Source organism: Marinobacter sp. THAF197a (assembly GCF_009363275.1).
Classification (GTDB): Bacteria; Pseudomonadota; Gammaproteobacteria; order Pseudomonadales; family Oleiphilaceae; genus Marinobacter.
In genome coordinates, this window is record NZ_CP045324.1 from 1,210,928 (window position 1) to 1,236,940 (window position 26,013).

Below are 26,013 nucleotides of genomic sequence, written 5' to 3' on the forward strand. Positions count from 1 at the left end.
GGAACCATTATTGGTTTCATCGGATTTCCATAACAGATTCAGCTACAGTGTTATTGAATCGGTACAGATACAGAAAAATGGAAACTGTACTGCCTAAAAAGCCCGGAAACTGTACTGCTCTCACCGGCGTCGGTTCTGGTGGAATAGAGCTTATTAAACACGGCACGGCGGAGAACACGATGGGCATGCTCTACAACCAGGTGGCGGACCAGCTCCAGGCGCTGATCCTTGATGGTGTATACCGGGAAGGGGAACGTGTGCCTGGTGTGCGGGTATTGAGCCGGCAGTTCGGTGTCAGTATTTCAACCGTGCTACAGGCCCACCAGACTCTGGAAGCACGTGGTTACCTGCAGGCCCGGGAACGCAGCGGATATTTCGTGCGCCGGCCAGCCCGAGACTTGCCGGAACCAAGAATGACGGAACAGCGCAGTCGTCCGGTACCGGTGTCTGCCCGGGAAATGACCCTGGACCTGTGTGCCGACGAACAAAAGCGCATGGTGCCTCTGGCCACAGCCATTCCGCACCCGGACTACCTGCCGGTCCGGCAGATTCAGCAGAGCACGTTGTGGGCCGCCAGGCGCGGCCTGGAAACCCTGGACTACGCGTTTCCCGGTAAGGAATCGTTCCGGCGCCAGATTGCACAGCGAATGGCCACCATCGGAGTGCCCGTTGCACCAGATGATGTGCTGGCCACCAACGGAGCCCAGGAGGCCATCATTCTGGCCCTGCGGGCGGTGACCCAGCCCGGGGATATCGTCGCCGTGGAGTCACCCTCGTTCCCCGGCATCCTGCAGGCGCTGGAAGTGGTGGGCCTGCGGGTGATTGAAATCCCCACCCATCCGTCAGACGGCATCAGTCTGGAAGGCCTGCAGCTTGCCCTGGAACAGTGGCCTTTGAAAGCCTGCGTGGTGGTGCCAAACCACAGCAATCCCATGGGTGCCCGGATGAGCGACGAGCGCAAACAACAGCTGGTTTCCATGCTGGCGGCCGCCGGGGTGCCGTTGATTGAAGACGATATCTACGGCGACCTTTTCCATACCGGCGAGCGCCCGCGCCCGGCCAAGGCCTTTGACCAGGCCGACAACGTGATTTACTGCAGCTCCTTCTCCAAAACCATCTCGCCGGGCCTTCGGCTTGGCTGGATGATCCCTGGCCGACATATGGCCGCCGCCCGGCAGCACAAGTATTTCGTGAATCTGGCGACATCGACCATCCCGCAACTGGCGGTGGCCCATTTCCTGGAACAGGGTGGCTATGACCGTTACCTCCGCTCGGCCCGGCAGCACTACAAAGAGTCAACAGACCGGCTTCGCTCGGCCATTGCCAGAACTTTTCCGGAAGGAACAGCGGTGAGCCGGCCCCAGGGCGGATTTGTGCTCTGGGTTCAGCTGCCGGAGGGTGTGTCGGGTACCGAGGTGTATCAACGGGCGCGAAGGGAAAACATCAACGTGGCACCGGGGCGGATGTTCTCCACCGCCAATAAGTTCGACAACTGCCTGCGGCTGAACGGCGGCAATCCCTGGACCGGCCGGATTGAAGCCGCGGTTGATCGGCTGGGCGCCATCGCCCGGGAAGTACAGTCCGGGGTCAGCCCGGACCGGTTCTGAGATTTGCCGGGTTCAGCAGTCCGGCTGCGATGGCAATGCCGGTGACATCCGGCAGCCGCTCGGCGCCCAGGCGTTTCATTACCCGGGCCCGATACAGGTCGATGGTTTTAACGCTGACGTCCAGTTGTTCGGCGATTTCCTTGCTGGTGTAGCCCTGGGCCAGGGGCAGAAAGACATCCCGTTCCCGGCGGGTGAGGGTGCTGATCAGCGCTTCGGTATCGGCATCGGATCGAACGGGTGGCTCGGGTTCGGCGGGTGCCTGCAGCGCCTGCTGCACACTGTCCAGCAGTAGCTGCTCGTTGAAAGGCTTCTCAATAAAGTCGAAGGCGCCGGATTTGAAGGCACGGACCACGATGGGCACGTCGGCGTGGCCGGAGACAAAAATGATCGGAATCTCCAGCCCCCGTTTTTGCAGTTCTTCCTGAACATTCAGCCCGCCAAGGCCGGGCATCCGGATATCCAGAATCACGCAACCGGGGCGTTGGCCTTCCACCGCATCCAGGAATTGCCGGCCATCACTGTAGGCTTTGACTTCAAGCCCGACCGATTCCAGCAGCCATTGGGTGGACTCCAGCATACCGGCATCGTCATCAACAACGTAAACGGTGTTGGCGTTTGACTGGGTGGTACCAGACATCGGGGCTTACTCCTGGGTTGATTTTGGGGTGCATCGGGTGTTGCCGGGGGGGAAGCGGCAGATCAGCGAAAGGCCGCCGGTGTCTGTGCGGGTAGCGTCCAGAAAGCCGCCAAATCCCTCAATGATGGAGCGGCTCATGGACAGCCCAAGTCCCAGCCCCTTGGCCTTGCTGGTGTAGAACGGCTGGAACATCTGGCGGATGCCTTCGTCGTCCAGCCCCGGGCCCTCATCGATGACCTGAATCAGGGTTTCCTGTTGGTCGTTGACGCAGGTGCTGACCACGATCCGGGAGGGGCCTGCACTGTCTTTGCCTGCCCCGGCTTCCACATTGGCCTCGATGCCGTTCCGGATCAGGTTGATCAACACCTGTTCAAGCAACACCGGGTCTGCGGTGATGGTGGGGGAGTCTGCGGCCAGGTTTTCATAGATCCGGACACCGTTCTTCTCCGCTTCCCATTGGCAAAGACGGGCAACCTCGGTAATCACCGAATTCAGGGATACCGGCCCCATACGCTTCTGGCCTTTGCGCAGGAACGCCCGAAGACGTTTGATCACTTCGGAGGCCCGATTGGCGTGGTGCACGATCTTCTGGAGGCCGTCGTCAACTTTCAACAGCTTCTCAGGATGTTTGTCCGCTTCCTTGAGAAAGCGCTGGCTGGCGGATGCGAAATTCACGATCGATGCCAGCGGCTGATTCATCTCATGGGCAATGCTGGAAGCCAGCTCACCCAGGGTGGCCAAGCGGGCAGTGTGGGCCAGTTCATCTGCCAGCAGCCGGTTCTGCTCCTCGGATTCCACCCGTGCGGTGATGTCACGGGATACGCTGATCACCTCCACCACGGCGCCGGTATAGGTCTCCCGGATGGCGCGGCTGGCAATCTCGAACCAGCGGCGGCTTCCGTTGCGGTGAATAATCTCCAGCGTCATGGTGGCGTAGCCGTCTTCCCGCAGCCGGTGGCGGGTCAGGGCCAGTTGCTCGGCCACGTTGTCACCCCGGAATACCTCCTCCAGTGCCTTGCCCCGAAGCTCTTCAGGCCAATAGCCGAGCAGGCGCCAGGACGCCGGGGTTGCATCAATGAAGCGCCCGTCCGGAGCGTGCCGGGATATCAGATCTGTGGTGTTCTCGGTAATCAGCCGGTACAGGCGGTTGGAGCGAACGGCCTCTTCCAGCGAGAGGATATCGTTGGTGGCATCACGGCCCCGAACCAGTACTTCCCCGCTGTCTGGATCCGGAATGAAGCTCCACAGGAAAATATGGTCGGCAAACCGGGATTCCACGTTTTCAATGGCTCGCCCCTGTTCCAGGGCTGATTTAACAAGCGCTGCCGCGTTCACCGGCAAAAGGTGCTCTGGATGGTCCAGTTCTGCGTGTTGGACGAGGGAATCGGCCGCTTGATTACTGGCCAGGGCCTCTAATGTGCGACCGACCACGAGAGTGGGTTGTGGGTCATTGGGGACCAGTTGGCTGAAAACGCGGGCTTTTTTAGGGCTGCTCATAAATTTATAGTAATAATCCTATAATACCATAGTAGAGTTTCTAGTATTTGTTCTATCTTCTACCATTTCGGGCAATCTGGAGTATAGCTGCTTTGGCTATTCTTCTGAATATGCCATAAGAACAACATCTGAGTTAGAGGACCACACCAATGACTTCGATCTTCGACCAGGGCCTTGCGCCCCGGGATGCCAACTACGCAGTTCAGTCCCCCATTGATTTTATCGAGCGCACCGCCAGTGTGTACCCGGATTATCCGGCTATTATCCACGGTGCCATCCGTCGTAACTGGGCCGAAACCTATGACCGTTGCCTGCGTCTGGCCTCTGCCCTGAAAGGCCGTGGTATCGGCCGGGGCGATACCGTGGCGGTGATGCTGCCTAACATTCCGGCCATGGTGGAATGCCACTTTGGTGTGCCCATGATCGGCGCAGTACTGAACACCCTGAACGTGCGCCTGGATGCCGAGGCCATTGCCTTCATGCTGGAGCATGGTGAGGCGAAAGTCGTGATTGCCGACCGCGAATTCGGCCAGGTAGTTAAAGATGCGGTTCGTCACCTTGAGCACAAGCCCCTGGTGATTGATGTAGATGACCCCGAGTACGGTGAGGGCGTTCAGGTCAGTGATCTCGACTACGAAGCCTTCCTGCAGGAGGGCGACCCCGAGTTTCAGTGGAGCTTCCCGGCCGATGAGTGGGATGCCATTTCCCTGAACTACACCTCCGGCACCACGGGTAACCCCAAAGGTGTGGTTTATCACCACCGCGGCGCCTACATCAATGCCCTGGGTAACCAGACTGTTTGGTCCATGGACATGCACCCGGTGTACCTGTGGACCCTGCCGATGTTCCACTGCAACGGCTGGTGTTTCCCCTGGACGATTACCGCCATGGCCGGCACCCACGTGTGCCTGCGCCGGGTAGACCCTGAGAAGATCCTGCAGCTGATCCGTGACCATCAGGTTACTCACATGTGTGGCGCCCCGATTGTTCTGAACGCGCTGCTGAATGCCTCGCCAGAAGCCAAGGCGGGTATTGATCACGAGGTGAAGTCCATGACCGCCGGCGCAGCGCCACCTGCCCAGGTGATTGGCTCCATTGAGGAAATGGGCATCAAGGTGACTCACGTTTACGGTCTGACTGAAGTGTACGGCCCGGTAACCGTGTGTGCCTGGAAGTCGGAATGGGATGAGCTGCCGTTACGTGAGCGTGCCCAGATCAAGGCGCGCCAGGGCGTTCGTTATCACACCCTGGGCGGCACCATGGTGGCTGACCCCAACACCATGCAGCCGGTCCCGAAAGACGGCAAGACCATTGGCGAGATCTTCCTGCGCGGCAACACTGTGATGAAAGGTTACCTGAAGAACCCGAGTGCCACGGAAGAAGCCTTCCGGGGTGGTTGGTTCCACACCGGTGACCTGGCCGTGTGGCACGAAGACGGCTACATGGAAATTAAAGACCGCCTGAAAGACATCATCATCTCCGGTGGTGAGAACATCTCCACCATCGAGGTGGAAGACACCCTTTACCGCCACCCGGCGGTGATGGAAGCGGCGGTGGTTGCCCGGCCGGATGAGAAATGGGGTGAAACGCCCTGTGCCTTCATCACCCTCAAGCCAGAGGCAGGGGATGTGTCTGAAGAAGACATCATCAATTTCTGCCGCGAGCACCTGGCCCGGTTCAAGGTGCCCAAAACCGTGGTCTTCTCGGAGCTGCCGAAAACATCCACCGGCAAGATCCAGAAGTTCGTGCTGCGGGACCAGGCCAAAGATCTGAACTAATCCCCCTGAACGGCGGCATCTTTCGGTGCCGCCACACCTCGTCACAAAAACAACATTGACTGGCACCCTTCACCGGTGTGCCCGGAGGTAATGCAATGCAAATGTTCCACAGAAAAAACGGTGAAGAACAGCCGTTCTGGCCCGCGGGCCCTTTCAAAATCCGTCTGCCGTTCGTCCACTATCGTTGGGAGTTCGCGGAGATGGTCCAGGCCCTGATCATGTTCGTGGTCAGTTTGGCGATGATTCCGCTGCTTGAAACCTATCTCGGCGTACCCTATGAGGTGGCCCTGGCTTATGTCGTTATCTGCGGTATTGGCTTTATGCTGCCGGCGCTGCTGGGCGTGCCACTGGTTCCCGGCTGGATAACCCCGGGTATTCCTGTGGTGCTGCTGTTCCTCTCGGACTACGAGCCTGGCCCTGAGGCCATTCAGGCGCTGTTCGCCCTGCAGTTCCTGGTGTTCCTGATCTTCCTGATTCTGGGGGTTACCCGCCTGGGCAGCAAACTGGTTGAGTGGATTCCGCGCTCCATGAAAGGCGGTATCATTATCGGTGCGGGTATTGCTGCCCTGATGGGCGAGATCGAAGCTGGTGGCCGTCTGGCCAACACGCCAATCTCCCTGATTGTCGGCGGCCTGGTGTGTCTCTACCTGATGTTCTCGGTGTCCTTCAAGGGCTTCGTCGACAAGAGCAATATTGCCCGCAAGATTGCCAACTACGGCATGGTACCGGGCATGGTAGTGGCAATCCTGGTTGGTTTTGCCACTGGTGAATACGCAGTACCGGATGTGCAGTGGGGCATCACCAAGCCGGCCTTTGACCAGCTGTGGAACTACCTGCCGTTTACCGTAGGTTTCCCGGATCTGAATATCTTCCTGTATGCGATCCCGACCGCAGTCATCGCTTACGTGATTGCCTTCGGCGATATCGTGGTGGGTCAGTCTCTGATGAATCGTGTCGACCATCTGCGTAAAGACGAAGACATCGACAACAGCATTGACCGTGTTCACCTGGTAACCGCTATCCGTAACGGTGGCCACGCTTTCTTTGCGCCGTACCCTGGCCTTGCTGGCCCAATCTGGACAGCGGTCACCGCCACCATGGCCGAACGCTACAAGTATGGCCGTAACGCCATGGACTCCATCTACAGCGGTGGTGGGACTTTCTGGATTACCGGCTTTATTGCCCTGTTTGTCCTGCCGCTGGTGAGCTTCTTCCAGCCAGTACTGCCAATTGCGCTGTCGCTGACCCTGCTGCTGACCGGTTACATCTGTTTGATGGTGGGCCTGGAGCAGCTGGAGAACAACACCGAGCGAGGCATTGCCGGCACCATGGGTGTGGTCCTTGCGGTGTACGGTGCGGGCTGGGGCCTCGCCACCGGTGCCATCCTCTACTATTTGATTGAGCGTACGCACCTGCTGAAGTTTACTTCCGACCCGGAAGCTCCGGGTGCTGAGAAGAGCGAGTAACACTGAACCCGGTGCCGTTATGAAGATGGCGGCACCAACCCACTGTGTGTCCTTGGGAGGCTTGATGCCTCCCTTTTTTCGTTTTCAGGTTGGTCTACTTCAGTGATTCGCGAAGGTCAGTCGCTGCCCGTATCAGCAGGGCTTCCTCGGCACTGAGAGGCTGCCTGTCGCCGATTTTTCTGAGGAGTGTCAGAGCGGTTTTCTTGCCGTCGCTGCCATCCATTTTCAAGCGGGCTCTGGCGTATTCGTAATAGACACCGGGATAGTCCGGCGACAGTTGCTGCGCCTTCTCGAACAGCTTTTCTACTGAGGACGCTTTTGCGCCGTAGGTCAGCCGCGCGATGAAGCCGCCGGCTTTTTCTATGATGCCGGCCTGAACGCCGGCAAGCAGAGTGATGGCGTAGATGTTGTCGGGGTTTTCCTTGAGCAGCGCGTCCAGCGTGTCTTGTATTTCAGAGGTGTAGCCGGTTCCCATCGCCTCGGTGGCCGAAAGATCTTCGAGAATCCGCGCCTTGCCATAGGCATTGCCAAACCGGATCATCGGGTGATCCGGCGCCATGGGCATGATGTCGCGGGTGAGGTGAATGACCTCCTCCAGAAGCGCACGCCTTACATCCTGATCGGTTTCAATCAGTGTGGCATGTAGAGCCTGGGCATACAGGCCGGGGAAATAACCGGCGGGTCCCAGGGCCAGTCCGAGGTTCCGCGCTTCTTCAAAGCGGCCGTTGAACAGCAGGCTCCAGGCCCTACGCAGCTCGGCGGCGTAAGATTCATAATGTGCGTCCAGGTCACCTTCGGCGAGATACGCCAGTTCGGGGTGTTCAGTGGCGATGGATTGCAGGTGATTCTGAGTGTACGCGGACATTTCCGGCCAGCGCAGAGCATCTTCTTTCAGGCTCTCTGCCGTTGGCAAGGGGCCTCGAAATCCATCGGTCAGCGCCTGCCAGTGTTCGCCCAGATTGTCTTCCGAGTAACTGAACGACGCCATGGTGGCGGGATACCCGCTCCAGTTCTGAGCGGACATTGCGGGGGCACTGATCAACAGGCCGACTACCAGTATTAAAATACGACTGAGCATGGTGATGGCTCCTCCTTTACTGAATAAGAGCATGGCACCCCCCGGGCTTTCATTGGCTCTGATTTTTTGAACAGTGAAAGAGAAGTCAATACTCGATGTCGTTGAAAGCCTGGTGGTGACAGTTTGTCATTTTGTGACAGTATGTTGATATTTGATCAGAAACCTATTTCCGCCGGCCTGAATCGAGGGTTACACTCGAGCAACTGGTGAATAACTATCCAACGTCGAGTGTTCCAAGAACAAACAACAAGCCGACAACAGGAGGTCGCAATGACCATCAGTTCCACACCGGACGGTATCGCCGTCAAGCCCAGAAATCTGCGCTTTGAGCTTCAGGACGAGTTGAAAACCCTGTGGCACGGTAACGATGCCTTTCGCACCGCATTTTTTAACGCCTTATCTTTGCAATTTCCCGACGGTGAGCAGCAGTTTATCAACGCGGTCAGGCTGTACCGTGACCAGATCACGGATCCGAAGCTGACTGAGGAGATTCGGGGCTTTATCGGCCAGGAAGCCCTGCACAGCCGGGAGCACAAAGACTACAACGAAGCCCTGAAAGCCCGTGGCTACGATATTGATGCCCTTGACGCGCGCTTCCGCAAGCACATGGACTGGGTAGGGCGGTTGCCGCCAAGCCGCCAGTTGGCGGGCACCTGTGGTGCGGAGCACTACACCGCCGTGCTGGCCAACGCCATCCTCAGCCACCCCGAGTGGATGGAGGGCGCTACGCCGACAATGCAGAGGTTGTGGCGCTGGCATGCCATAGAGGAAACCGAGCACAAGTCGGTGGCGTTCGACGTGTACCGGGCTTGCGTCGGCAATGAGCGGTTGCGCCGGATTGTCTTTTTGTTTGTCACCTGGAATTTCTTCAAGTACACCTTCATCAACACCTGCAGCCTGCTGAAGACGGATGGCAAACTCTGGAGCCTGAAAACCTGGTTAGGCGGGCTGAATTTTCTCTGGGGGAAGCCCGGCGTTCTGCGCAAGTGCCTTCCGGAATTCTTGGCCTACTTCCGGAAAGGTTTCCACCCATGGCAGCAAGATAACCGGCGGCTCCTGGAACATAACCTGAAAGAACTGGAGGTTTGACAGCCTGAGGTGGTGCTGAAATTTTCACCAATCTGTGCGAGACTGTAGCGCGATAAAAATAACGACAATAAAGGGCATGCCCATGTGAGGTGTTGCCCGCACCCGGAGACACACAGCATGCGAGTAGGCCTGATTGTAGATTCCGCCTGTGACCTGCCCTATGACTTTGCCCGCAAGCACGACCTGTTCGTGCTGCCGGTAACCGCTATTATCGACGGCCAGACCTACACCGATAAACATTGCCCGGTTCGTACCCAGGAGTTTTATCAAAGTGGCCTGCTGGGCAAAGGTCATGAAGCGGAAACCAAAGCCTACACCGCCGAACAAATCCATGACTTGTTCATGGAAAAGATCGTGACCGAGTTCGATGTGGCCATCTGCGAAACCGTCACCAAAAGCCGTAGCCAGATTTTCCAGAACGCCGCGGAAGCCATGAACTCCGTCATGGCTCATTACGAGGAGGCCCGTAAGGCCGCTGGCCGTGATGGCAAGTTTTCCATGCGGGTGATCGACAGCAAACAGATCTTTGCCGGGCAGGGTTTGTTGGCAGCCCATACTCTGAAACTGATTGAGCAAAAGCTTTCCAAGAATGCCCTTCGGCATGAGGTCGAGACGTTTACCGACAAGATCTATACCTGTGTGATTCCCCGAGACCTGCACTATATACGCGAGCGTGCCCGGCGCCGTGGTGACAAAAGCGTCTCGGCGTTTGCCGCGTTCCTGGGCAAGGCCTTGAACATTGTTCCGGTGATTTTTGGCCAGGGCGCTGAGGGCAAACCCGTGGTCAAAACCCGCAACTTTGATATGGCAGTCGAAAAAGTGATGAATTACGCGGTCGCCCGGGTAGAAGCCGGTTTATTGACGCCATACGTCAGCTTGTCCTGCGGCCTGACCTGGACGGAGATCGAAGATCTGCCAGGCCTGAACCGCTTGCGCGATGCCTGTGAAAGCAATGGGGTAGAGCTGTTGCTGTCACAAATGGGTATTACCAGTGCCATATACGTGGGCCCGGGCAGTATCTGTCTCGCCCTGGCCGCCGAGCCCCACACCTTCAACGATTTCCAGTAGCCTCCAGGCCTGTCGGCCAAGACTGGCCCTGCATTGCCCCAACCGGGGTAATTCCGGCGAACCCGCGCCAGGCCAGTTCGTGTTAGCCTCGTCGGCAACGTTCAGGACCCTAGCCAAAAGGATGCCCGGTTTATGTCAAAGACAAGCCCAAGCCTTGCCGATACTTTGTTGGAAGCACACGTCAAACACGAGATGTCTGCACTCAAAGGGGCAAAACTGAAAAAGTTCATCGATAACGAGGTAGACGAGCTGCTCGATCACGCGGGCAGTGTCACCCTGAACCGACTGGTAAGTGCGGACCAGGTGATGGGCGTGATCCAGCGTATTGTGGTGGATATGGAGCTGGACGCCGGTATTCCGGAGCTGGCCGCGGAAATGGCGACCGAGGTCATGAATGCCTCGGTCCAGTCTGACACCACCCTGGGCGATATCCTGTCTCGTGAACAGGCCAGCGGGTTCATCGAAGAAGCCCTGGAGCTACGTCACCAACGGGAGCGCATTATTGCCGAAATCATGGCGCACCCGGTCTACCAGGAGCTGGTGTCCAACGTGGTCTACCACGGTCTGGTCAATTACCTCTATGAAGACAACCTAATTACCCGGTCTGTGCCTGGTGTTGGCTCCATGATGAAGTTCGGCAAGAAAATGGCCAATAGGGCGGTGCCCGGGCTGGACGAAACGTTTGAGCGGCGCATCAAGGCCTGGTTGGCAGACAGTTTGCCGGGGCTGATTTCCCGCAGTGAGCAATTCCTGCACAAGGCGCTGTCTGATGATGAGCTGAGAGATACTGTGATGGCTGCCTGGGTATCCCTGGAAGGTCGCACCATTGCTGAGCTCAAAGAGGGCCTGGGTGATGTGGAGTTGCAGGAGTTTGTGGTGATGGGGTACGAGTTTTGGCTGAATTTCCGGAAAACCGGCTACTTTGAAGGCTGCGCCAGGGCGGTGGTGGAGCATCTTTTTGCCAAGTATGGCGATCGCCCGGTCATGGACCTGTTGCAGGATGTCGGGGTGACGCGAGAGGTTATCGTGACCGAAGTAGAATCCCTGGCGTTGCCCATCGTGGAGGTGTTGGCCGAAGAGGGCTACCTCGAAGCGCTGGTACGCCGGCGTTTGGGGGCATTTTATCGATCTGCCGCAGCCAAGAAATTGCTGGCTTAGTCTGTTTGGCGGCTTCCTTGCCCTGAGGCCGTCAAGACTCGGGCTCAAACAAAAAGGCCGGACGATGTTTGTCGTCCGGCCTTTTTGTTGTTGAAGTAATGCTGGAGGTTCTTAGCGCTCCAGGTACTTCAGTTTGTCAGGCTTGCCGTCCCACTCTTCAGCGTCTGGCAGCGGGTCTTTCTTCTCGGTGATGTTCGGCCATTTGCCAGCCAGCTCGGCGTTGATCTCAACGAACGCTTCCTGACCAGCCGGCAGTTCGTCTTCAGAGAAGATGGCCTCGGCCGGGCACTCGGGTTCGCACAGGGCGCAATCGATGCACTCGTCCGGGTCAATCACCAGAAAGTTGGGGCCTTCGTAGAAGCAGTCCACCGGGCAGACTTCCACGCAGTCGGTGTATTTGCACTTGATGCAGTTATCAGTAACGATAAACGCCATAGTCAGATCCCTGGTTCGTAAAGTAATCGGTCTCATCAGGAGCCCTGATGTTCCGGCCCCATCTATAATTTTGTGCGCGATATTGTAGGGAGCGCCCCCCGCAGCCGCAAGCGTTGGGCTGCTATAACCTTATTACACAGATCAAGTTTGGCCCAGTTTCCTGTTATTTTGCCAGCAAAGCTTTCAGCTCATAGAGCTGATTGAGGGCATCCCGTGGTGAAAGCCCATCAATGTCCAGTTGTTGCAAGGCGTCCTCTACAACGCTCGGCTCCGCGCTGGCAAACATATCGCCCTGAAACACCGACTCCACGGCAGCCGGTTGTTTAGCCGTTTTGGGGGCTGGTGGTGGCGTTGCAGCGGCACCGCCTGTCGTTCCATTGGACGGGCCGGCGCTGCCTTCCAGATGCGCTAGCTGCGCCTTGGCATTACGAATCACATCCTGGGGCACGCCCGCCAGTTTGGCCACTTGCAGGCCATAACTCTGGCTGGCCGGGCCATCGTGCACATTGTGCAGGAAAACGATGGAGTCGTCGTGCTCGGTGGCGGTCAGGTGAACATTCACTGCATGTTCCAGGTCATCCGCCAGTTGGGTCAGTTCGAAGTAGTGGGTGGCGAACAGGGTGTAGCAGCGAATGTCCCTGGCCAGGTGCTCAGCCGTGGCCCAGGCCAGCGACAGGCCGTCAAAAGTACTGGTCCCACGGCCCACCTCATCCATCAGCACCAGGCTGTGCTCGGTGGCATTGTGCAGGATATTGGCGGTTTCGGTCATTTCCACCATAAAGGTGGAGCGGCCGCCGGCAATGTCATCGGAAGAGCCCATGCGGGTGAATATCCGGTCTACCGGCCCCAGTACCGCCCGGTTAGCAGGTACAAAGCTGCCGGTGTAGGCGAGCAGGGCTATCAACGCGGCCTGGCGCATGTAGGTAGACTTACCACCCATGTTCGGGCCGGTGATCACCAGCATGCGCCGCCTGGCGTCCATCAGCAGGTTGTTCGGTACGAAGGGCTCGTCCAGCAGTTGCTCTACCACCGGGTGGCGGCCCTCTTCCACATCAAAACCCGGCTGCTCGGTGAACTCCGGGGCGGTGAAACGCAGGCTGGTGGCCCGCTCGGCAAAGTTGCTGAGCACATCCAGTTCCGCCAGGGCCTGGGCGGCGTCCTGCAGCGGTGCCAACTGCTCGGCGACGGTTTCCAGTACGTCGTCATACAGGCCTTTTTCCCGGGCCAGGGCCCGGCTCTTGGCGCTCAGGGCCTTGTCTTCAAACTCTTTCAGTTCCGGCGTGATGAACCGCTCGGCGTTTTTCAGGGTCTGGCGGCGGATGTAGTCCACCGGCGCCTGGTCTGACTGGGCCCGGCTGATTTCGATGTAGTAACCGTGCACCCGGTTATAACCCACTTTCAGGGTGGAAATGCCGGTGCGTTCGCGCTCGCGGGTTTCCACATCCAGCAGATACTGGCCAGCGTTCTCGCTGATGTTGCGTAGCTCGTCCAACTCTTCATCAAAGCCTTCGCGAATTACGCCGCCATCCCGGATCACCACGGGCGGGTTCTCGATAATGGCCCGCTCGAGCAGGTCAGCCAGCTCCGGGTATTCGCCAATAACCGTGGCCAGCTTCACCAGGTGATGTGAGTTAACGGGCTTCAGGGCCTCCTGCAGCCCCGGTAAGGTTTGGAACGCATCCCGCAGGCGTGCGAGGTCCCGGGGACGGGCGGAGCGCAGCGCGACTCGGGCCAGAATCCTCTCGATATCACCCACCTGCTTGAGCAGATCGTGGATTGGCTCGTAATGGAAGCCGTCCAGCAAAGCCGACACCGCCTGCTGGCGCTGGCGCACGACCTCCACATTCCTGAGCGGCCGGTTCAGCCAGCGGCGCAGCTCACGGGCGCCCATGGCCGTGGCTGTGCGGTCCATGACCCAGGCAAGGGTGTACTGCTGGCCACCCATCAGGTTGGTGTCTATTTCCAGGTTGCGGCGGCTGGCGGCATCCAGGATCACCGCATCTTCCCGACGCTCGCGGGTCAGTTTGCGGATGTGGGGCAGGGCGGTACGCTGGGTTTCCCGGGCGTACTGCAGCAGGCAGCCGGCGGCACAGATAGCCAGGTGCAGGTCTTCACAGCCAAAACCGGTCAGGTCTTTGACCTGTAGCTGTTGGGTAATCACCCGCCGGGCGGAGTCCATCTCGAACAGCCAAGGGCCCTGGCGACGAACCCCGGTAAAACCTTCCAGCAACTCACCGTAGGGGAAGTCTTCACTGATCAGAATTTCTGCCGGCCGCAGGCGCTGAAGCTCCCCCTGCAGGGCTTCCAGGCTCTCCAGCTCTGCCACCGAAAACCGGCCGCTGGAGATGTCCAGCGAAGCGAACCCGAACTGTTCCTTATAGCTGAAAATCGACACCAGCAAGTTATCCCGCCGGTCTTCCAGAAACGCCTCATCGCTCAGGGTGCCCGGTGTAACCACGCGCACCACCTGACGATCAACCGGCCCTTTACTGGTGGCCGGGTCGCCAATCTGCTCTGCAATGGCGATGGATTGACCTGCGCGCACCATGCGGGCAATGTAGCCCTCAGCCGCGTGGAAAGGCACGCCCGCCATCGGGATGGGGTTGCCCCCGGACTGGCCGCGGGCAGTCAGCGTAATATCCAGAAGTTCCGCTGCTTTCTTGGCGTCGTCGTAAAACAGCTCATAGAAATCACCCATGCGATAAAACACCAGCTCGTTCGGGTGTTCCCGCTTGATCTTCAGGTACTGCTGCATCATCGGGGTGTGCTTGGAAAGATCGGTCTGGGCTACTGACATGGGTTTGTCCGGTTGATCGTACTTTTGGGTGAAAGCGGGGATTGTAAGAAAATAATGCCCGTGATGAAACGAAGGGTTTGGCAACAGACACAGGGAGATTGCTATGCAGGCCTCTGACCAACAACTGGAGAGCGCTGGAAACACGCTGGGTGAGTGGCTCGCCGAGCACGGTAAAACCATCGCCACCGCAGAAAGCTGTACCGGCGGCTGGGTGGCCAAAGTGCTGACTGACCGGGCGGGATCGTCTGCGTACCTGATGGCCGGACTGGTGACCTACAGCAACGAGGCGAAACAGGCCATTCTGGGGGTTGAAGAATCGGTACTCGCCGAACACGGCGCGGTGAGCGAGCCAGTGGTTCGTCAGATGGTCGCCGGCGCCATCCGCGCTGCGGATGTGGACATAGCCGTGGCCATCAGCGGCATTGCCGGCCCGGGTGGCGGCAGTGATGAAAAGCCCGTAGGCACCGTATGGTTTGCCTGGGGCACCGGCCCGGACCGCATCGAAACCAGCCTGCAGTGCTTTGACGGCGACCGGGATCAGGTGCGACGCAAGTCGGTTTTGTATGTTCTGCAAGGGGTTACGGAGTTTCTGAAAACACTGTGACGTTTTTCACCCGGGCAGGGGTTGGTCTCAGCGAAGGCTTATGTTTTAATACTGTTCAAATATACAGGAAAACACTGGATGCCTCCGGTGTCATCGCTTTGAATTTCGCTGCTGTTGGCCCAATCGCGGCTCAGCGGCCCCGGAAAATGAGGGTCAGGTACCAATGGAAGACAATCGCAAGAAAGCACTCAGCGCAGCACTCGGCCAGATTGAGCGCCAGTTCGGTAAAGGTGCCGTGATGAAAATGGGCGACCAGCCCCGTGAAGCCATTCCTGCGGTATCCACCGGTTCCCTCGGGCTGGACGTCGCCCTGGGTATTGGCGGTCTGCCCTACGGCCGGATCGTTGAAATCTACGGCCCGGAAAGCTCCGGTAAAACCACACTGACCCTGCAGGTTATTGCGGAAGCCCAAAAGGCCGGGAAAACCTGCGCCTTCATTGACGCCGAGCACGCGCTTGACCCCATTTACGCGGAAAAGCTGGGCGTAAACGTAGACGACCTGCTGGTGTCCCAGCCAGACACCGGCGAACAGGCCCTGGAAATCGCCGACATGCTGGTGCGCTCCAACGCCATTGACGTGATCATCGTCGACTCCGTTGCCGCACTGACACCGAAAGCCGAAATCGAAGGCGAAATGGGCGACAGCCACGTAGGCCTCCAGGCCCGCCTGATGTCCCAGGCCCTGCGTAAACTGACCGGTAACGTCAAACACGCCAACTGCCTGATGGTCTTCATCAACCAGATCCGTATGAAAATCGGCGTCATGTTCGGCAGCCCGGAAACCACCACCGGTGGTAACGCCCTGAAATTCTACTCCTCCGTACGTTTGGACATCCGCCGCATTGGTGCTGTCAAAGAGGGCGACGAAGTGGTCGGTAACGAAACCCGCGTAAAAGTCGTCAAGAACAAGGTATCTCCGCCCTTCAAACAGGCCGAGTTCCAGATCATGTACGGCAAGGGCATCTACCACATGGCCGAAGTGCTGGACATGGGCGTTAAAGAAGGCTTCGTCGACAAATCCGGCGCCTGGTACGCCTACAACGGCGACAAAATCGGCCAGGGCAAAGCCAACGCCTGCAAGTTCCTGGAAGAGAACCTGGACATCGCCAACGAAATCGAAGCCAAGGTTCGCGACAAACTGATGCCCAAGCCGGTGAAGAAAGAAGCGGCAGAAGCGCCAGCGGAAGCGAGCGGCGAGTTGCTGTGATCTCTACGTTCAGCATTTCATAATGTGCGCTGTTATTAATATGCCGGACGGCGATCTGCGGTAACTGGCGGTCGGGGCAGGGGAACTTCCTCCCGGGAATCTCGGAGGCCATGGATGGCCGGAGCGAAGCGCACATGGGTGAGGCAAGCGTTGATGAAGCGAAGCTTCATGCGCAGCCGAACGACAGCAATCTATGATTGCTGGCCGGACCCCGTAGGGGTGCTCGTAGCGTTTCCCGGGAGGAAGTTCTCCTGGCCTGACCTCGCACCAAAGCGCGGTGATATGGGAGGTCGGACCCCAAATGGAAAAGAAGCGACTACTCATAGTAGCCCACGCCCCATCCCCAAATACCCTGAAACTCCGGAACGCCACAGAAAAAGGCGCCCGTAACCCCGACATCGAAGCCGTAGAAGTCGTGGTAAAAGCCCCACTTGATGCCGGCCCCGAAGACATCCTCGCCTGCGACGCCATCATCCTCGGCACCACCGAAAACCTCGGCTACATGTCCGGCGCCCTCAAAGACTTCTTCGACCGAAGCTATTACCCCTGCCTCGAGAAAACCCAGGGCCTGCCCTTCGCCTACTACATCCGTGCCGGCCATGACGGTACCGGCACCCGCCGCGCCATAGACAGCATCACCACCGGACTACGCTGGAAACGCATACAGGAGCCACTGCTGTGCAGGGGAGATTACAGGGATGAATTCGAGCAACAGTGCGAGGAGCTGGGCATGTACGTGGCGGCCAGCCTGGATGCTGGCCTGATCTGATTAACTGGCGAACCGGTTGTAAAAACCCTCAATCCGGGAAAGCGCATTGTCGATCGCTCTCGAGTAGCCTTTCTTGTCGAGACAATAGCTGAACTGCAGACTCACACGGAAGCCCGTCTGAAACGGCTGGCACGACACCACCCGGGCATCAATGCGCGACTCGCTGATGTATTTACCCTCAATATCCAGGAACAAATGGGCCCCGGAGTCTACCGGTCGAGGGCACAGTACCGCCATACCATAACGATTGAGGTCCAGGCATGTTACCGCCACTGGCTGCTTACCGCGACCAAAGAACGCCCTCTCACGGAGTTGCACCCTGAGACACGACGCCGAAAAACGATCCTTGATGCGGCGATCTGCGGAATAATTCGTCATTGCTTTGACCATCACCCGTATTGTACTTGTTGTATCCGGAATCCGTCCGGGCATGGAAGTGTAGTAATCGACGGCCTGCCTGAAAAATGACCAAGGGGGAATTTGTGACCCGGTTGGCATATTGTCACGAATCCGGCCTCATCCGATAAATGCGGTGTGGATAGGCGACAGCTTGAAGCTCAAACACTACAATGCGAGCGACAGTAACTATTCAAAACCGAACTCAACGGGAATCAAACTTGAAGTCATTGCCCTTGCATCAGCTCTACAAAGCCTGCGTTCTCAAAGATCTGCCATTCAAAACCACCCGGCAACTGGAGCCGCTGGCTGAGATTGTTGGCCAGAATCGCGCCCAGGAAGCGGTGCGTTTTGCGCTCGCCATGCCTCACGGTGGTTATAACGTGTATGCGGTAGGTCGCAATGGCTTGGGTAAGCGCACCATGATGCTCCGGTACCTGGAACATCACGTCGATACCGAGCAGCAGAGCCACGACTGGTGTTACGTGGCCAACTTTGATGAACCGCGCAATCCGCGGTTGTTGCAGCTGCCGGCAGGGATGGGCACCCAGCTCAAACAGGACATGGACAAGCTGATGTCGCGGTTGGTGAAGGTGATTCCCCAGACGTTTGACAGTGACAGCTTCCTGGAGCGCTCAGAGCACCTCAAGAACGAGTACGGCAAAAAGCAGGAAGATGAGCTCGAGAAAGTCGCCAAGCATGCGCGACGCAAGAAAGTCAGCCTCACGGTAACCACACCGGGAGGCTATCGGCTGGTTGCCATGAACGGTGATGAGCCCCACACCGTGGAGAGCTTTCAGGCGCTTACCGATGAGCAGCGTGATAAGTTTGAAGACACCATCAACGCCCTTGAAAAGAAACTCCGCCAGGCCCTTCGCAAGCTGGCCGATTGGGAGCAGGAGTACGCTGAGAAGCAGCAGGCATTGAACCAGGAAACCCTCGAGGGCATCTCTGGCCACCAGATTGATGAGTTGGTGAAGCGTTACAACGAACAACCAAACGTTGTTGCCTATCTGGAGGCGGTTCGCAAAGATCTGGTGGACAACCTGGATATCTTCCTTGAGGACGATGAAGAGCAGGCGGCGATTGCCTATGCCTCATTGGACAAGAAAACGCCCCGGCGCTACGTGATCAACGTGCTGGTGCACCAGAAAACCAACGAGGTGCCGGTGGTGGTGGAAGATAATCCCACCTATCACAACCTGTTCGGCTACGTGGAAAACGTCACCTTCAAGGGCACCGTGTTTACCGATTTCTCCCTGATTCGCCCGGGTAGTCTGCACAAGGCCAATGGCGGTTACCTGCTGATGGACGCCATCAAGGTTCTGGAACAGCCGTTTGTCTGGGACGGTTTGAAGCGTGCCCTCCGTTCCCGGACCCTGCAGATCAATTCCCTGGAACGGGAACTGACGCTCTCGGGAACCATTTCCATTGAGCCGGAAGCGGTACCACTGGATGTCAAAATCGTTTTGTTCGGCGATCGCGAAACCTGGATGCTGCTACAGGAATACGATTCCGAGTTTGCCGAGTTGTTCCGGGTGACCGCCGATTTCGAAAACGAGATGTACCGTACCGAGGAAAGCCAGCTGCTGTATGCCAAGTTCATTGCCAGTCTGGTGGTGGAGAAGAAGCTACTGCACTGCACCAACAAAGCGGTGGCCCGTATAATCGAACACAGCGCACGCATGGCCGAACATCAGAACAGGCTCTCGCTGCATGCAGCGGACATCGCCAATCTTTTACGGGAATCCGATTTCTGGGCCCGACAGGCCGGTGCCAAGCTGATTTCTGAAGTGCACGTGGAGCGAGCGCTGGAGAGCGCCCGTTACCGCAGCAGCCGTATCCGCGATCATTTTTACGATTCGGTTCGGGACGGCTCCACCCTGGTGACCACAACCGGCACCTGCGTCGGTCAGGTGAATGCCTTGTCGGTGCTTTCTACCGGCGGTTTCGAGTTTGGTCTTTCCAACCGGGTAACGGCAACCTGCTACTATGGTGATGGCGGTGTCATGGACATCGAGCGGGACGTGAAGCTGGGTGGCAATATCCATTCCAAGGGGGTGATGATTCTCAGCTCCTGGCTGGCCTCCCATTTTGCGGTGAACGACCCGATGCACCTGTCGGCCAGTCTGACCTTCGAGCAGAACTACGGCGAAGTGGACGGTGACAGCGCCTCCCTGGCCGAGCTTTGCGCGTTGATCTCTGCACTGTCTGGTATTCCGGTGCGGCAGGATCTTGCGATTACCGGCTCGGTGAACCAGTTTGGCGAGGTGCAGCCGATCGGCGGCGTCAACGAAAAGGTCGAAGGCTTTTACGCTACCTGTGAGCTGAAAGGCGGCCTGACCGGCTCCCAGGGCGTCATTATCCCGGTTACTAACGTGCAGAACCTGATGCTGGACAGCGAAGTGGTCAAGGCATCCAAAGCGGGCAAATTTGCCGTATACCCGGTTGCCCGTGTGGAGGAGGCCATTACACTGTTGCTTGGCAAACCGGCGGGCAAGGCCGATGACAAAGGCAGGTACCCCAAGCAAAGCGTTTTTGGCATTATCCAGCAACGGCTTGAAAAAATGCGGGAACATGAACGGCAGGAACATGCCAGGGACGATCACAAAGATCCGTCCATCCACTGACCGGCTCCATAATAAAACGGACAGGAGAAAACAGATCCATGACTGATATCCAGCAGACTGTGTATGTGGTAGAGGACGACGAGGCCGTCCGCGATTCACTGGAATTGTTGCTGAAATCCGATGGCAAGCCGGTGAAAACCTATGAAAGCGCTGGCTCCTTTCTGGCGGATTATTCCGACCAGATGGCAGGCTGCATTGTGCTGGATATCCGTATGCCGGGTATGGACGGCATGGAATTACAGAAAAAACTCAATGACAAGCATTCGATCCTGCCCATTATCTTCGTGACAGGGCATGGCGATGTGCCGATGGCTGTCGATGCGATGAAAGAGGGCGCTGTAGACTTCATTCAGAAGCCCTATCGTGAAGAAGCGCTGCTGGAAAAGATCGAGGCGGCGCTGGAACAGGATCGCGAGCAGCGGAAATCCCTGGACGAGCGCCAGGAGATTGTTCGCCGCATCAAGAGCCTGACACCCCGCGAGCGTGAAATCATGGATCGTATGATTGCGGGCCAGGCCAACAAGGTGATCGCCATCGAGCTTGAGATCAGCCAGCGTACCGTTGAGATTCACCGTTCCCGCGTTATGCACAAGATGGGCACCCATTCATTGGCACATCTGGTGCGTATGGTTCTGTCCGTAAAGGAACTTATCGACTAGGTCTGTCGGTATCGTCATCATACAATGACGTTTTTAACCGGCCATGTTTCTATGACTGAAGTTGTCAGTGAGAACTCCGAGGTGACGGTTCTGCTGGTTGATGACAACCCGCAGAACCTGAAAGTCCTCTACGAGACCCTGAAAGACAAAGGCTACCGGCTTCTGATCGCCAACGAAGGCGAGAAAGCATTGGACCTTGCCCACCGCCATCATCCGGAAGTGATTCTGCTGGATATCATGATGCCGGAAATGGACGGCTATGAGGTGTGTGAGCGCCTGAAAGCCGATCCGGAAACTTCAGATTGTGCCGTTGTATTCCTGTCAGCCCTGGACGACCTGCAGGCCAAGGTGAAAGGCTTCAGCCTGGGTGGTGCAGACTACATCTCCAAGCCATTCCAGTCCCTGGAAGTGATTGCAAGGGTTAAAACCCACGCCCAGGTGATTCGCCTCGAGCGGGAACTCCAGGCCCGGAACCGCGAGCTGCAGAGCGATCAGGCGCGCATCCTGAACTCCATCAGCGAGGGCATCTACGGCCTGGACGAGAACGGCATCATCGAATTTGCCAATCCCGCAGCCGCCATGATTATGGGATGCCCGGCGGAAGACCTGATCGGCAAGAGTTTTTTTGAACTGCACTTTTCGACGGCGGCGGAGTGCCAGGACAGCCTGCCGGTGATGGCCACCTGCCGGCAAGGTGTGGCGGAAAGTCAGCGTGATATCCGGCTGCTGCGTGCTGATGGCCGTGGCTTCCCCGCGGAGTATCGTTCCACCCCCAAACTGGATGACGGCGAGTTGCATGGCGCGGTGGTTGTGTTCCGGGACATTACCGTGGAGCTGGACAACGAACTGGCTCTGGAGGAAGCGCGGGCCCTGGTTCAGGAACAGCGGGATCAACTGGCCCACACCTCACGCTTGACCACGATGGGTGAGATGGCCGCAGGGTTCGCCCATGAGGTCAACCAACCGCTGACCGCTATCACCAATTATGCCCGGGTGTCCAAGCGCATGATGGCCAAGGAGCAACCCGACCTTGTGTTGCTTCAGGAAACCCTCGACAAGATCGAAGCTCAGTCGCACAGGGCCAGTGAGATTATTCGCCGCATTCGCCGATTCATGAAAAAGCCTGCCACTGGTAAAGAAGTTCTGTCTGTTCCGGTGCTGCTGGAGGATACCCGGCAGTTTGCGGAAGTGGATATGAGGAACAACGAGGGCGGTATTGATGTCCGCGTTGAAGATGACCTGCCAGACGTACTGGCAGACCCGATTCAGGTGCAGCAGGTTGCCCTTAACCTGATCCGTAATGCCCTTGAAGCCACTCGCAGTGCTGAATCCTCCACGCCTGTGGAAGTCAGTGCCCGCCGATGCGGTGACCAGTGTGTGCGCATTCAGGTGCTCGATCACGGGGTGGGTGTGCCGGAGGATGCCGAGGAAAAGCTGTTTCATCCCTTCTACACCACCAAGGACGAAGGCATGGGTATTGGTCTGGCCACATGCCGGTCCCTGATTCAGGCCCAGGGTGGCGACATTGGCTATGAGCGTCCGGAAGAGGGTGGCGCCTGTTTTTACTTTACGCTGCCTGTTGCCAATGCTGAGGGGCAGCCCTGCGCCGCAGATTGAGCATCGATCTGGCGGTGTGCGGCCAGATCGATGTGTTTATCCCGCCGTTATAGCCATTCAATACGACCACTCAGGTGTGGTGCATCGCCTTTGCTGTTCAGGAGCTGGTAATCCCAGGCGTCGCTGGCGGTCTGCCAGTTCAGTTGGGCGGTGCCGGGCAGAAACAGGGGTTTCTTGAACTGACAGTTCACCCGCACAGGGCCCGATTGCCAGTCAGCCTGCTGTTCCAGCAATGACAGCGCCCGGGCTTTACTCCACATGCCATGGGCGATGGCCCGTGGGAAGCCAAAGGCTTTGGCACTCAATGCGTGCATGTGAATCGGGTTGCGGTCCCCGGATACCTGCCCGTACCGTCGCCCAAGGTTCTCCGGTGCGGTGATGGACTCGCTGAACGGATAGGTTTCGAGTTTGGGCGGTTGCGCTTTCGGCTTGCCACTTTCAGCAGTTGCCATCCGGAACAGGTTGGTGCTTACCTCCTCCCAGATCAGCCGGCCCGCAGAGCGCGCCTCGGTGATCAGGTCGAACTCGATGCCGCGCTCCGTGCTCTGCTGATTGCCCAACGTAACCCGGATATCCAGGTTTTCGCCGGTCTGGATGGGTCGGTGTTGGGTGATGGTGTTGCGCAGATGCACCAGGCCCAGTAAAGGCAGCGGAAACCGTTTGTCGGTCAGCAATTTCAGGTGCAGAGGGAAAGCAAGGATGTGCGGCCAGGTCATGGGCAGGGTGGAGCCAGGCTTGAATCCGCACACGTTAAGATAGCGGGACAACATCGGCGTGTCGGTTGCCACGCCCAGCAGCTCAGCCTGCAATTCCGGGATCTCAGTGTTAGCGCCGGGCTTGTGTGATTTTGGCAGCAGTGCTCTGCCGAACATGGGCAGCAGCGAGGGTGGGGTGCTGCGATAAATCAGTGGTTCTGTCATGGTATTCATCTCCCTTGTTGGCCTGCTCGGCCGGGTAATTTCCCGTGAATCAGTAACGTAATTACCGATTTTCTCTACATTCTGGTACAACTGTGCGTCTGTGGCCTGATATGCTCTAATGTAAGACGAAAGTCGTGGCGGCCTCGCAGTCTGGCAAACCCCTCCAGATCGGGCATTGACCCGCCGTGCCTTGAGCACTGTCCGGTGGGTCAAAGTAGTAACCATATAAATAAAATAGCGGGATACTATGCAGGAACTACGTGATGCGGGCGTGATGTTGCGCCTGATTTATGAGGCGATGAAAAAAAAGGGTGTCGATACCGATGCCATATTCAGCCGCCTCGGCGTTGACGAGAACTACGTCTACACAGACCAGCTTCGCACTCCCCACAGCGCTCAGGTCTATTTCTGGCAGGCTGTGGAGGACGTCTCCGGTGATCCGGACATCGGCCTGCACCTTGGGCCTCTGCTTCCCGCCTACAAGGGTCAGGTGCTTGAGTATCTGTTTCTGAGTAGCCCGACCTTTGGAGAAGGTTTGCGTCGGGCGCAGAACTATCAGCGCCTGCTCAGTGACGCAGCCAATACCGACTTTTTCATCGAAGGCGATGAAGCCTGCATGGTGCTGGATGCAGCCTCAGACGAGATTCGCAGACTCAAGCACTTCAATGAGTGCTTTGTGCAGGGTCTGATTACCTTCTTCAAGTCCATCACCGATGGCAACTTCTACCCCTCCCGAATTGAGTTTGAGCATGAGCGGGAGCAGGGTGCGGAGCACGTTCGCGAAGTGGTGGGCTGTGACGTAGTCTTTGGCGCAGAAGAAAACCGGTTGTATTTCCCCGCTGCGATGCTGTCCCATGCCTCTCCCCACGCCGAACCGGAACTGTTGGCGCTGCACGAGCGCTTTGCCAGTGAACAGGTGGCGCGGCTAGAGAAAAAAGACATAGTCGGCCAGGTGGAGCGCATCATCGCCGAGCTGCTGGATAGCGGCGAGGTGACCCTGGATGCAGTTGCAGAACGGCTGGGTATCAAACCAAGAACCTTGCGCACCCGGCTCACCGAGGCGGAAACCAGCTTCAACCAGGTGCTGGCGGATTTCCGCTATCGGCTGGCGCGGCAGCTCCTTGCTACCACCGATGAGTCAATTGATGAAATTGTGTACCTCACCGGTTTTTCTGAACCCAGTACGTTCTACCGGGCGTTCAAGCGCTGGTCTGGTATGACGCCCATCGAATACCGGAAGACGGCCCAGGGCAAAGATGCCATGGTTGACGCCATGTAACCGGGGGTTTGGAAAAATCTGAAAAAAGTTCAGTAAAAGCGTTGACATAAACGGGGGCCTCTTTATAATGCGCCCTCGTTGTCACCGAGCAGTCAGCAAACAGGCTGTTAGGCAGCAAACGCGGAGCGGTAGTTCAGTTGGTTAGAATACCGGCCTGTCACGCCGGGGGTCGCGGGTTCGAGTCCCGTCCGCTCCGCCATTTTTATCCCCCCTTGCTTTACCTTAGTTACTCCCCTTGATGTGTTTACGGTATTCTCCCGGGCTTATGCCATACCAGCGCCGATAGGCCTTATGGAAGGCTGGTGGGTTCGCGAATCCCAAGAGCCAAGCGATTTCTGAAAGCGAGCTATTGGTCTCCTGCAAATAGTCTTGTGCCAGTTGCTGCCGAGTGTTGTCCAGCAACTCCCGAAAGCCGGTTCCTTCACTGGCAAGCTGGCGTTGCAGTGTCCAGGGCGTTGTTCCCAGCCGGTTGGCCAGGGTTTCAATGGTGGGTGTTTCGCCCCGCAATAACGGCGTCATCAGGTACCGGGCCCTGTCAGCCACACTCCAGCCTTTGCGAATCTGCTGCAGCTCCTGTTCACACCAGGCGGTCAGTTTTTCGTGCATACCTTGGTGCGCCTGGCTCGGCGCCTGAAGCCAAACGCTCTCCTTCAGACGAATCGAGTTTTCCTTCGCGCCGAATTCCACCGGGCAGCGAAACCAGCTCTCGAATACCTCGTCCAGCCCGATCGAGGGATACTCAATTCGTACCCTTTCCAGGATGTCGTAGCGGCCGGTCATGTGTCTGATCAGTTGGGTCCAGGCGGCAAGGATGGAGTCCACGACAAAGTAGTTGTACTGGTTGTATGGACTGATCGAATAGAAACAGGCCTTACGGTGTTCAGCCGCCAGACTGGGCTCGCCTCTGGAGTTCCGGCTGCTTAGCAGCGCATACCGTATCAGTGTGGCAAGGGACTGGTGTACGGTGTTGGCGGTTTCTGCGGCCAGGCCGGCAATGCCGGCGTCGATGGGGCGGGTCAGGGCGCCCATACGCAGGCCCAGGGCGGGGTTGCCCGTTGTGGCGATGGCAGCCTGGCCCAGGCGCATGAATCTGGGGATGCTGATGCGTCCCTCCGGCGCAGCCAGCTCGGGGTCGTTCAGATGGAACTGGGATTTTAGCCTTTCGGCATCACCCCCTTCGGCCTCAGTGGCGCGCAGCAACACGGAAGCATAGAGCAGGCTGATGTCGCCCAGCGAATTCTGGTTGGGTCTGGATGTATTGGTCATGATCGTATTATCGGTGTTATCCAGGGATAATAAAATGTTCTTTTTGGATATTGTTG

21 protein-coding genes and 1 tRNA gene are annotated in these 26,013 nt (G+C 57.7%); 14 read left to right on the top strand and 8 right to left on the bottom strand.

Going from position 1 to position 26,013, the window contains the following annotated elements; all coding sequences use genetic code 11:
* Positions 1-185: 185 nt before the first annotated feature.
* Complete coding sequence (locus FIV08_RS05615; protein ID WP_228715500.1) at positions 186-1,607, top strand: PLP-dependent aminotransferase family protein; 1,422 nt, start codon at positions 186-188, stop codon at positions 1,605-1,607.
* Here the strand turns inward: FIV08_RS05615 and FIV08_RS05620 are convergent.
* Positions 1,588-2,244 carry a response regulator transcription factor gene (locus tag FIV08_RS05620; protein ID WP_152437642.1) on the bottom strand — a complete coding sequence of 219 codons (657 nt, stop codon included), beginning with the start codon at positions 2,242-2,244 and terminating at the stop codon, positions 1,588-1,590. The genes FIV08_RS05615 and FIV08_RS05620 overlap by 20 nt on opposite strands.
* Positions 2,245-2,250: 6 nt before the next feature.
* Positions 2,251-3,741, bottom strand: coding sequence for a sensor histidine kinase (locus tag FIV08_RS05625; protein ID WP_152437643.1), 1,491 nt, complete (start codon positions 3,739-3,741; stop codon positions 2,251-2,253).
* A 149-nt stretch (positions 3,742-3,890) separates the two neighbouring features.
* Between FIV08_RS05625 and FIV08_RS05630 the strand changes: the two genes are divergently transcribed.
* Positions 3,891-5,519 (top strand): acyl-CoA synthetase, encoded by a 1,629-nt coding sequence (locus tag FIV08_RS05630; RefSeq protein WP_152437644.1) that lies wholly within the window; start codon positions 3,891-3,893, stop codon positions 5,517-5,519.
* A 95-nt stretch (positions 5,520-5,614) separates the two neighbouring features.
* Positions 5,615-6,985, top strand: a complete 1,371-nt coding sequence (locus FIV08_RS05635) for a solute carrier family 23 protein (RefSeq protein WP_058093103.1) — start codon at positions 5,615-5,617, stop codon at positions 6,983-6,985.
* Positions 6,986-7,079: 94 nt separating this feature from the next.
* On the opposite strand, the gene FIV08_RS05640 is transcribed toward FIV08_RS05635, so the two are convergent.
* Complete coding sequence (locus FIV08_RS05640) at positions 7,080-8,063, bottom strand: hypothetical protein (RefSeq protein ID WP_152437645.1); 984 nt, start codon at positions 8,061-8,063, stop codon at positions 7,080-7,082.
* A gap of 270 nt (positions 8,064-8,333) precedes the next feature.
* Here FIV08_RS05640 and FIV08_RS05645 point away from each other — a divergent pair, with 270 nt between their 5' ends.
* From FIV08_RS05645 to FIV08_RS05655, 3 genes are all read left to right on the top strand, one after another.
* Positions 8,334-9,152 carry a metal-dependent hydrolase gene (locus tag FIV08_RS05645; protein WP_152437646.1) on the top strand — a complete coding sequence of 273 codons (819 nt, stop codon included), beginning with the start codon at positions 8,334-8,336 and terminating at the stop codon, positions 9,150-9,152.
* A 117-nt stretch (positions 9,153-9,269) separates the two neighbouring features.
* Entirely contained in the window at positions 9,270-10,220 is a 951-nt protein-coding gene (locus FIV08_RS05650; RefSeq protein ID WP_106695330.1) for a DegV family protein, read from the top strand.
* 132 nt (positions 10,221-10,352) lie between these two features.
* Positions 10,353-11,378, top strand: coding sequence for a hypothetical protein (locus tag FIV08_RS05655; protein ID WP_152437647.1), 1,026 nt, complete (start codon positions 10,353-10,355; stop codon positions 11,376-11,378).
* A 111-nt stretch (positions 11,379-11,489) separates the two neighbouring features.
* Here FIV08_RS05655 and fdxA read toward each other — a convergent pair whose 3' ends face one another.
* Together fdxA and mutS are read right to left on the bottom strand one after the other, a co-directional pair.
* Positions 11,490-11,813 carry a ferredoxin FdxA gene (gene fdxA, locus FIV08_RS05660; protein ID WP_011785560.1) on the bottom strand — a complete coding sequence of 108 codons (324 nt, stop codon included), beginning with the start codon at positions 11,811-11,813 and terminating at the stop codon, positions 11,490-11,492.
* A 163-nt stretch (positions 11,814-11,976) separates the two neighbouring features.
* Positions 11,977-14,610 carry a DNA mismatch repair protein MutS gene (gene mutS, locus FIV08_RS05665; RefSeq protein WP_152437648.1) on the bottom strand — a complete coding sequence of 878 codons (2,634 nt, stop codon included), beginning with the start codon at positions 14,608-14,610 and terminating at the stop codon, positions 11,977-11,979.
* 103 nt (positions 14,611-14,713) lie between these two features.
* On the opposite strand from mutS, the gene pncC reads away from it, so the two are divergent.
* The 3 genes from pncC (at position 14,714) to FIV08_RS05680 (ending at position 17,190) form a co-directional block, all read left to right on the top strand.
* A complete protein-coding gene (pncC, locus tag FIV08_RS05670; protein WP_152437649.1) occupies positions 14,714-15,214 on the top strand; it encodes a nicotinamide-nucleotide amidase in 501 nt (166 codons plus the stop codon).
* A gap of 163 nt (positions 15,215-15,377) precedes the next feature.
* Positions 15,378-16,421 (top strand): recombinase RecA, encoded by a 1,044-nt coding sequence (gene recA / locus FIV08_RS05675; protein WP_152437650.1) that lies wholly within the window; start codon positions 15,378-15,380, stop codon positions 16,419-16,421.
* Positions 16,422-16,722: 301 nt separating this feature from the next.
* Positions 16,723-17,190: a flavodoxin family protein gene (locus FIV08_RS05680; RefSeq protein ID WP_152437651.1), complete on the top strand. Its 468-nt coding sequence runs from the start codon at positions 16,723-16,725 to the stop codon at positions 17,188-17,190.
* Here the strand turns inward: FIV08_RS05680 and FIV08_RS05685 are convergent, their stop codons facing one another.
* On the bottom strand, positions 17,191-17,568 hold the full coding sequence (locus tag FIV08_RS05685; protein ID WP_058093151.1) for a PilZ domain-containing protein: 378 nt from the start codon (positions 17,566-17,568) through the stop codon (positions 17,191-17,193).
* 239 nt (positions 17,569-17,807) lie between these two features.
* On the opposite strand from FIV08_RS05685, the gene FIV08_RS05690 reads away from it, so the two are divergent.
* The 3 genes from FIV08_RS05690 to FIV08_RS05700 are packed head-to-tail and all read left to right on the top strand — an operon-like array spanning position 17,808 to position 22,492.
* Positions 17,808-20,216 carry a Lon protease family protein gene (locus FIV08_RS05690; protein ID WP_152437652.1) on the top strand — a complete coding sequence of 803 codons (2,409 nt, stop codon included), beginning with the start codon at positions 17,808-17,810 and terminating at the stop codon, positions 20,214-20,216.
* Positions 20,217-20,254: 38 nt separating this feature from the next.
* On the top strand, positions 20,255-20,875 hold the full coding sequence (gene fixJ, locus FIV08_RS05695) for a response regulator FixJ (protein WP_058093114.1): 621 nt from the start codon (positions 20,255-20,257) through the stop codon (positions 20,873-20,875).
* A gap of 51 nt (positions 20,876-20,926) precedes the next feature.
* Positions 20,927-22,492 carry a response regulator gene (locus FIV08_RS05700; protein WP_152437653.1) on the top strand — a complete coding sequence of 522 codons (1,566 nt, stop codon included), beginning with the start codon at positions 20,927-20,929 and terminating at the stop codon, positions 22,490-22,492.
* A 47-nt stretch (positions 22,493-22,539) separates the two neighbouring features.
* Here FIV08_RS05700 and FIV08_RS05705 read toward each other — a convergent pair whose 3' ends face one another.
* Complete coding sequence (locus FIV08_RS05705; protein ID WP_152437654.1) at positions 22,540-23,412, bottom strand: MaoC family dehydratase; 873 nt, start codon at positions 23,410-23,412, stop codon at positions 22,540-22,542.
* Between the two features lie 247 nt (positions 23,413-23,659).
* Between FIV08_RS05705 and FIV08_RS05710 the strand changes: the two genes are divergently transcribed.
* Both FIV08_RS05710 and FIV08_RS05715 read left to right on the top strand, forming a co-directional pair.
* Complete coding sequence (locus FIV08_RS05710; RefSeq protein WP_152437655.1) at positions 23,660-24,691, top strand: AraC family transcriptional regulator; 1,032 nt, start codon at positions 23,660-23,662, stop codon at positions 24,689-24,691.
* Positions 24,692-24,813: 122 nt separating this feature from the next.
* Positions 24,814-24,890 (top strand) — tRNA-Asp (locus FIV08_RS05715).
* Between the two features lie 23 nt (positions 24,891-24,913).
* Here the strand turns inward: FIV08_RS05715 and FIV08_RS05720 are convergent.
* The gene (locus FIV08_RS05720; RefSeq protein ID WP_152437656.1) at positions 24,914-25,957 is read right to left on the bottom strand and encodes an AraC family transcriptional regulator; all 1,044 of its coding nucleotides are present in this window, start codon (positions 25,955-25,957) and stop codon (positions 24,914-24,916) included.
* Positions 25,958-26,013: the final 56 nt, after the last annotated feature.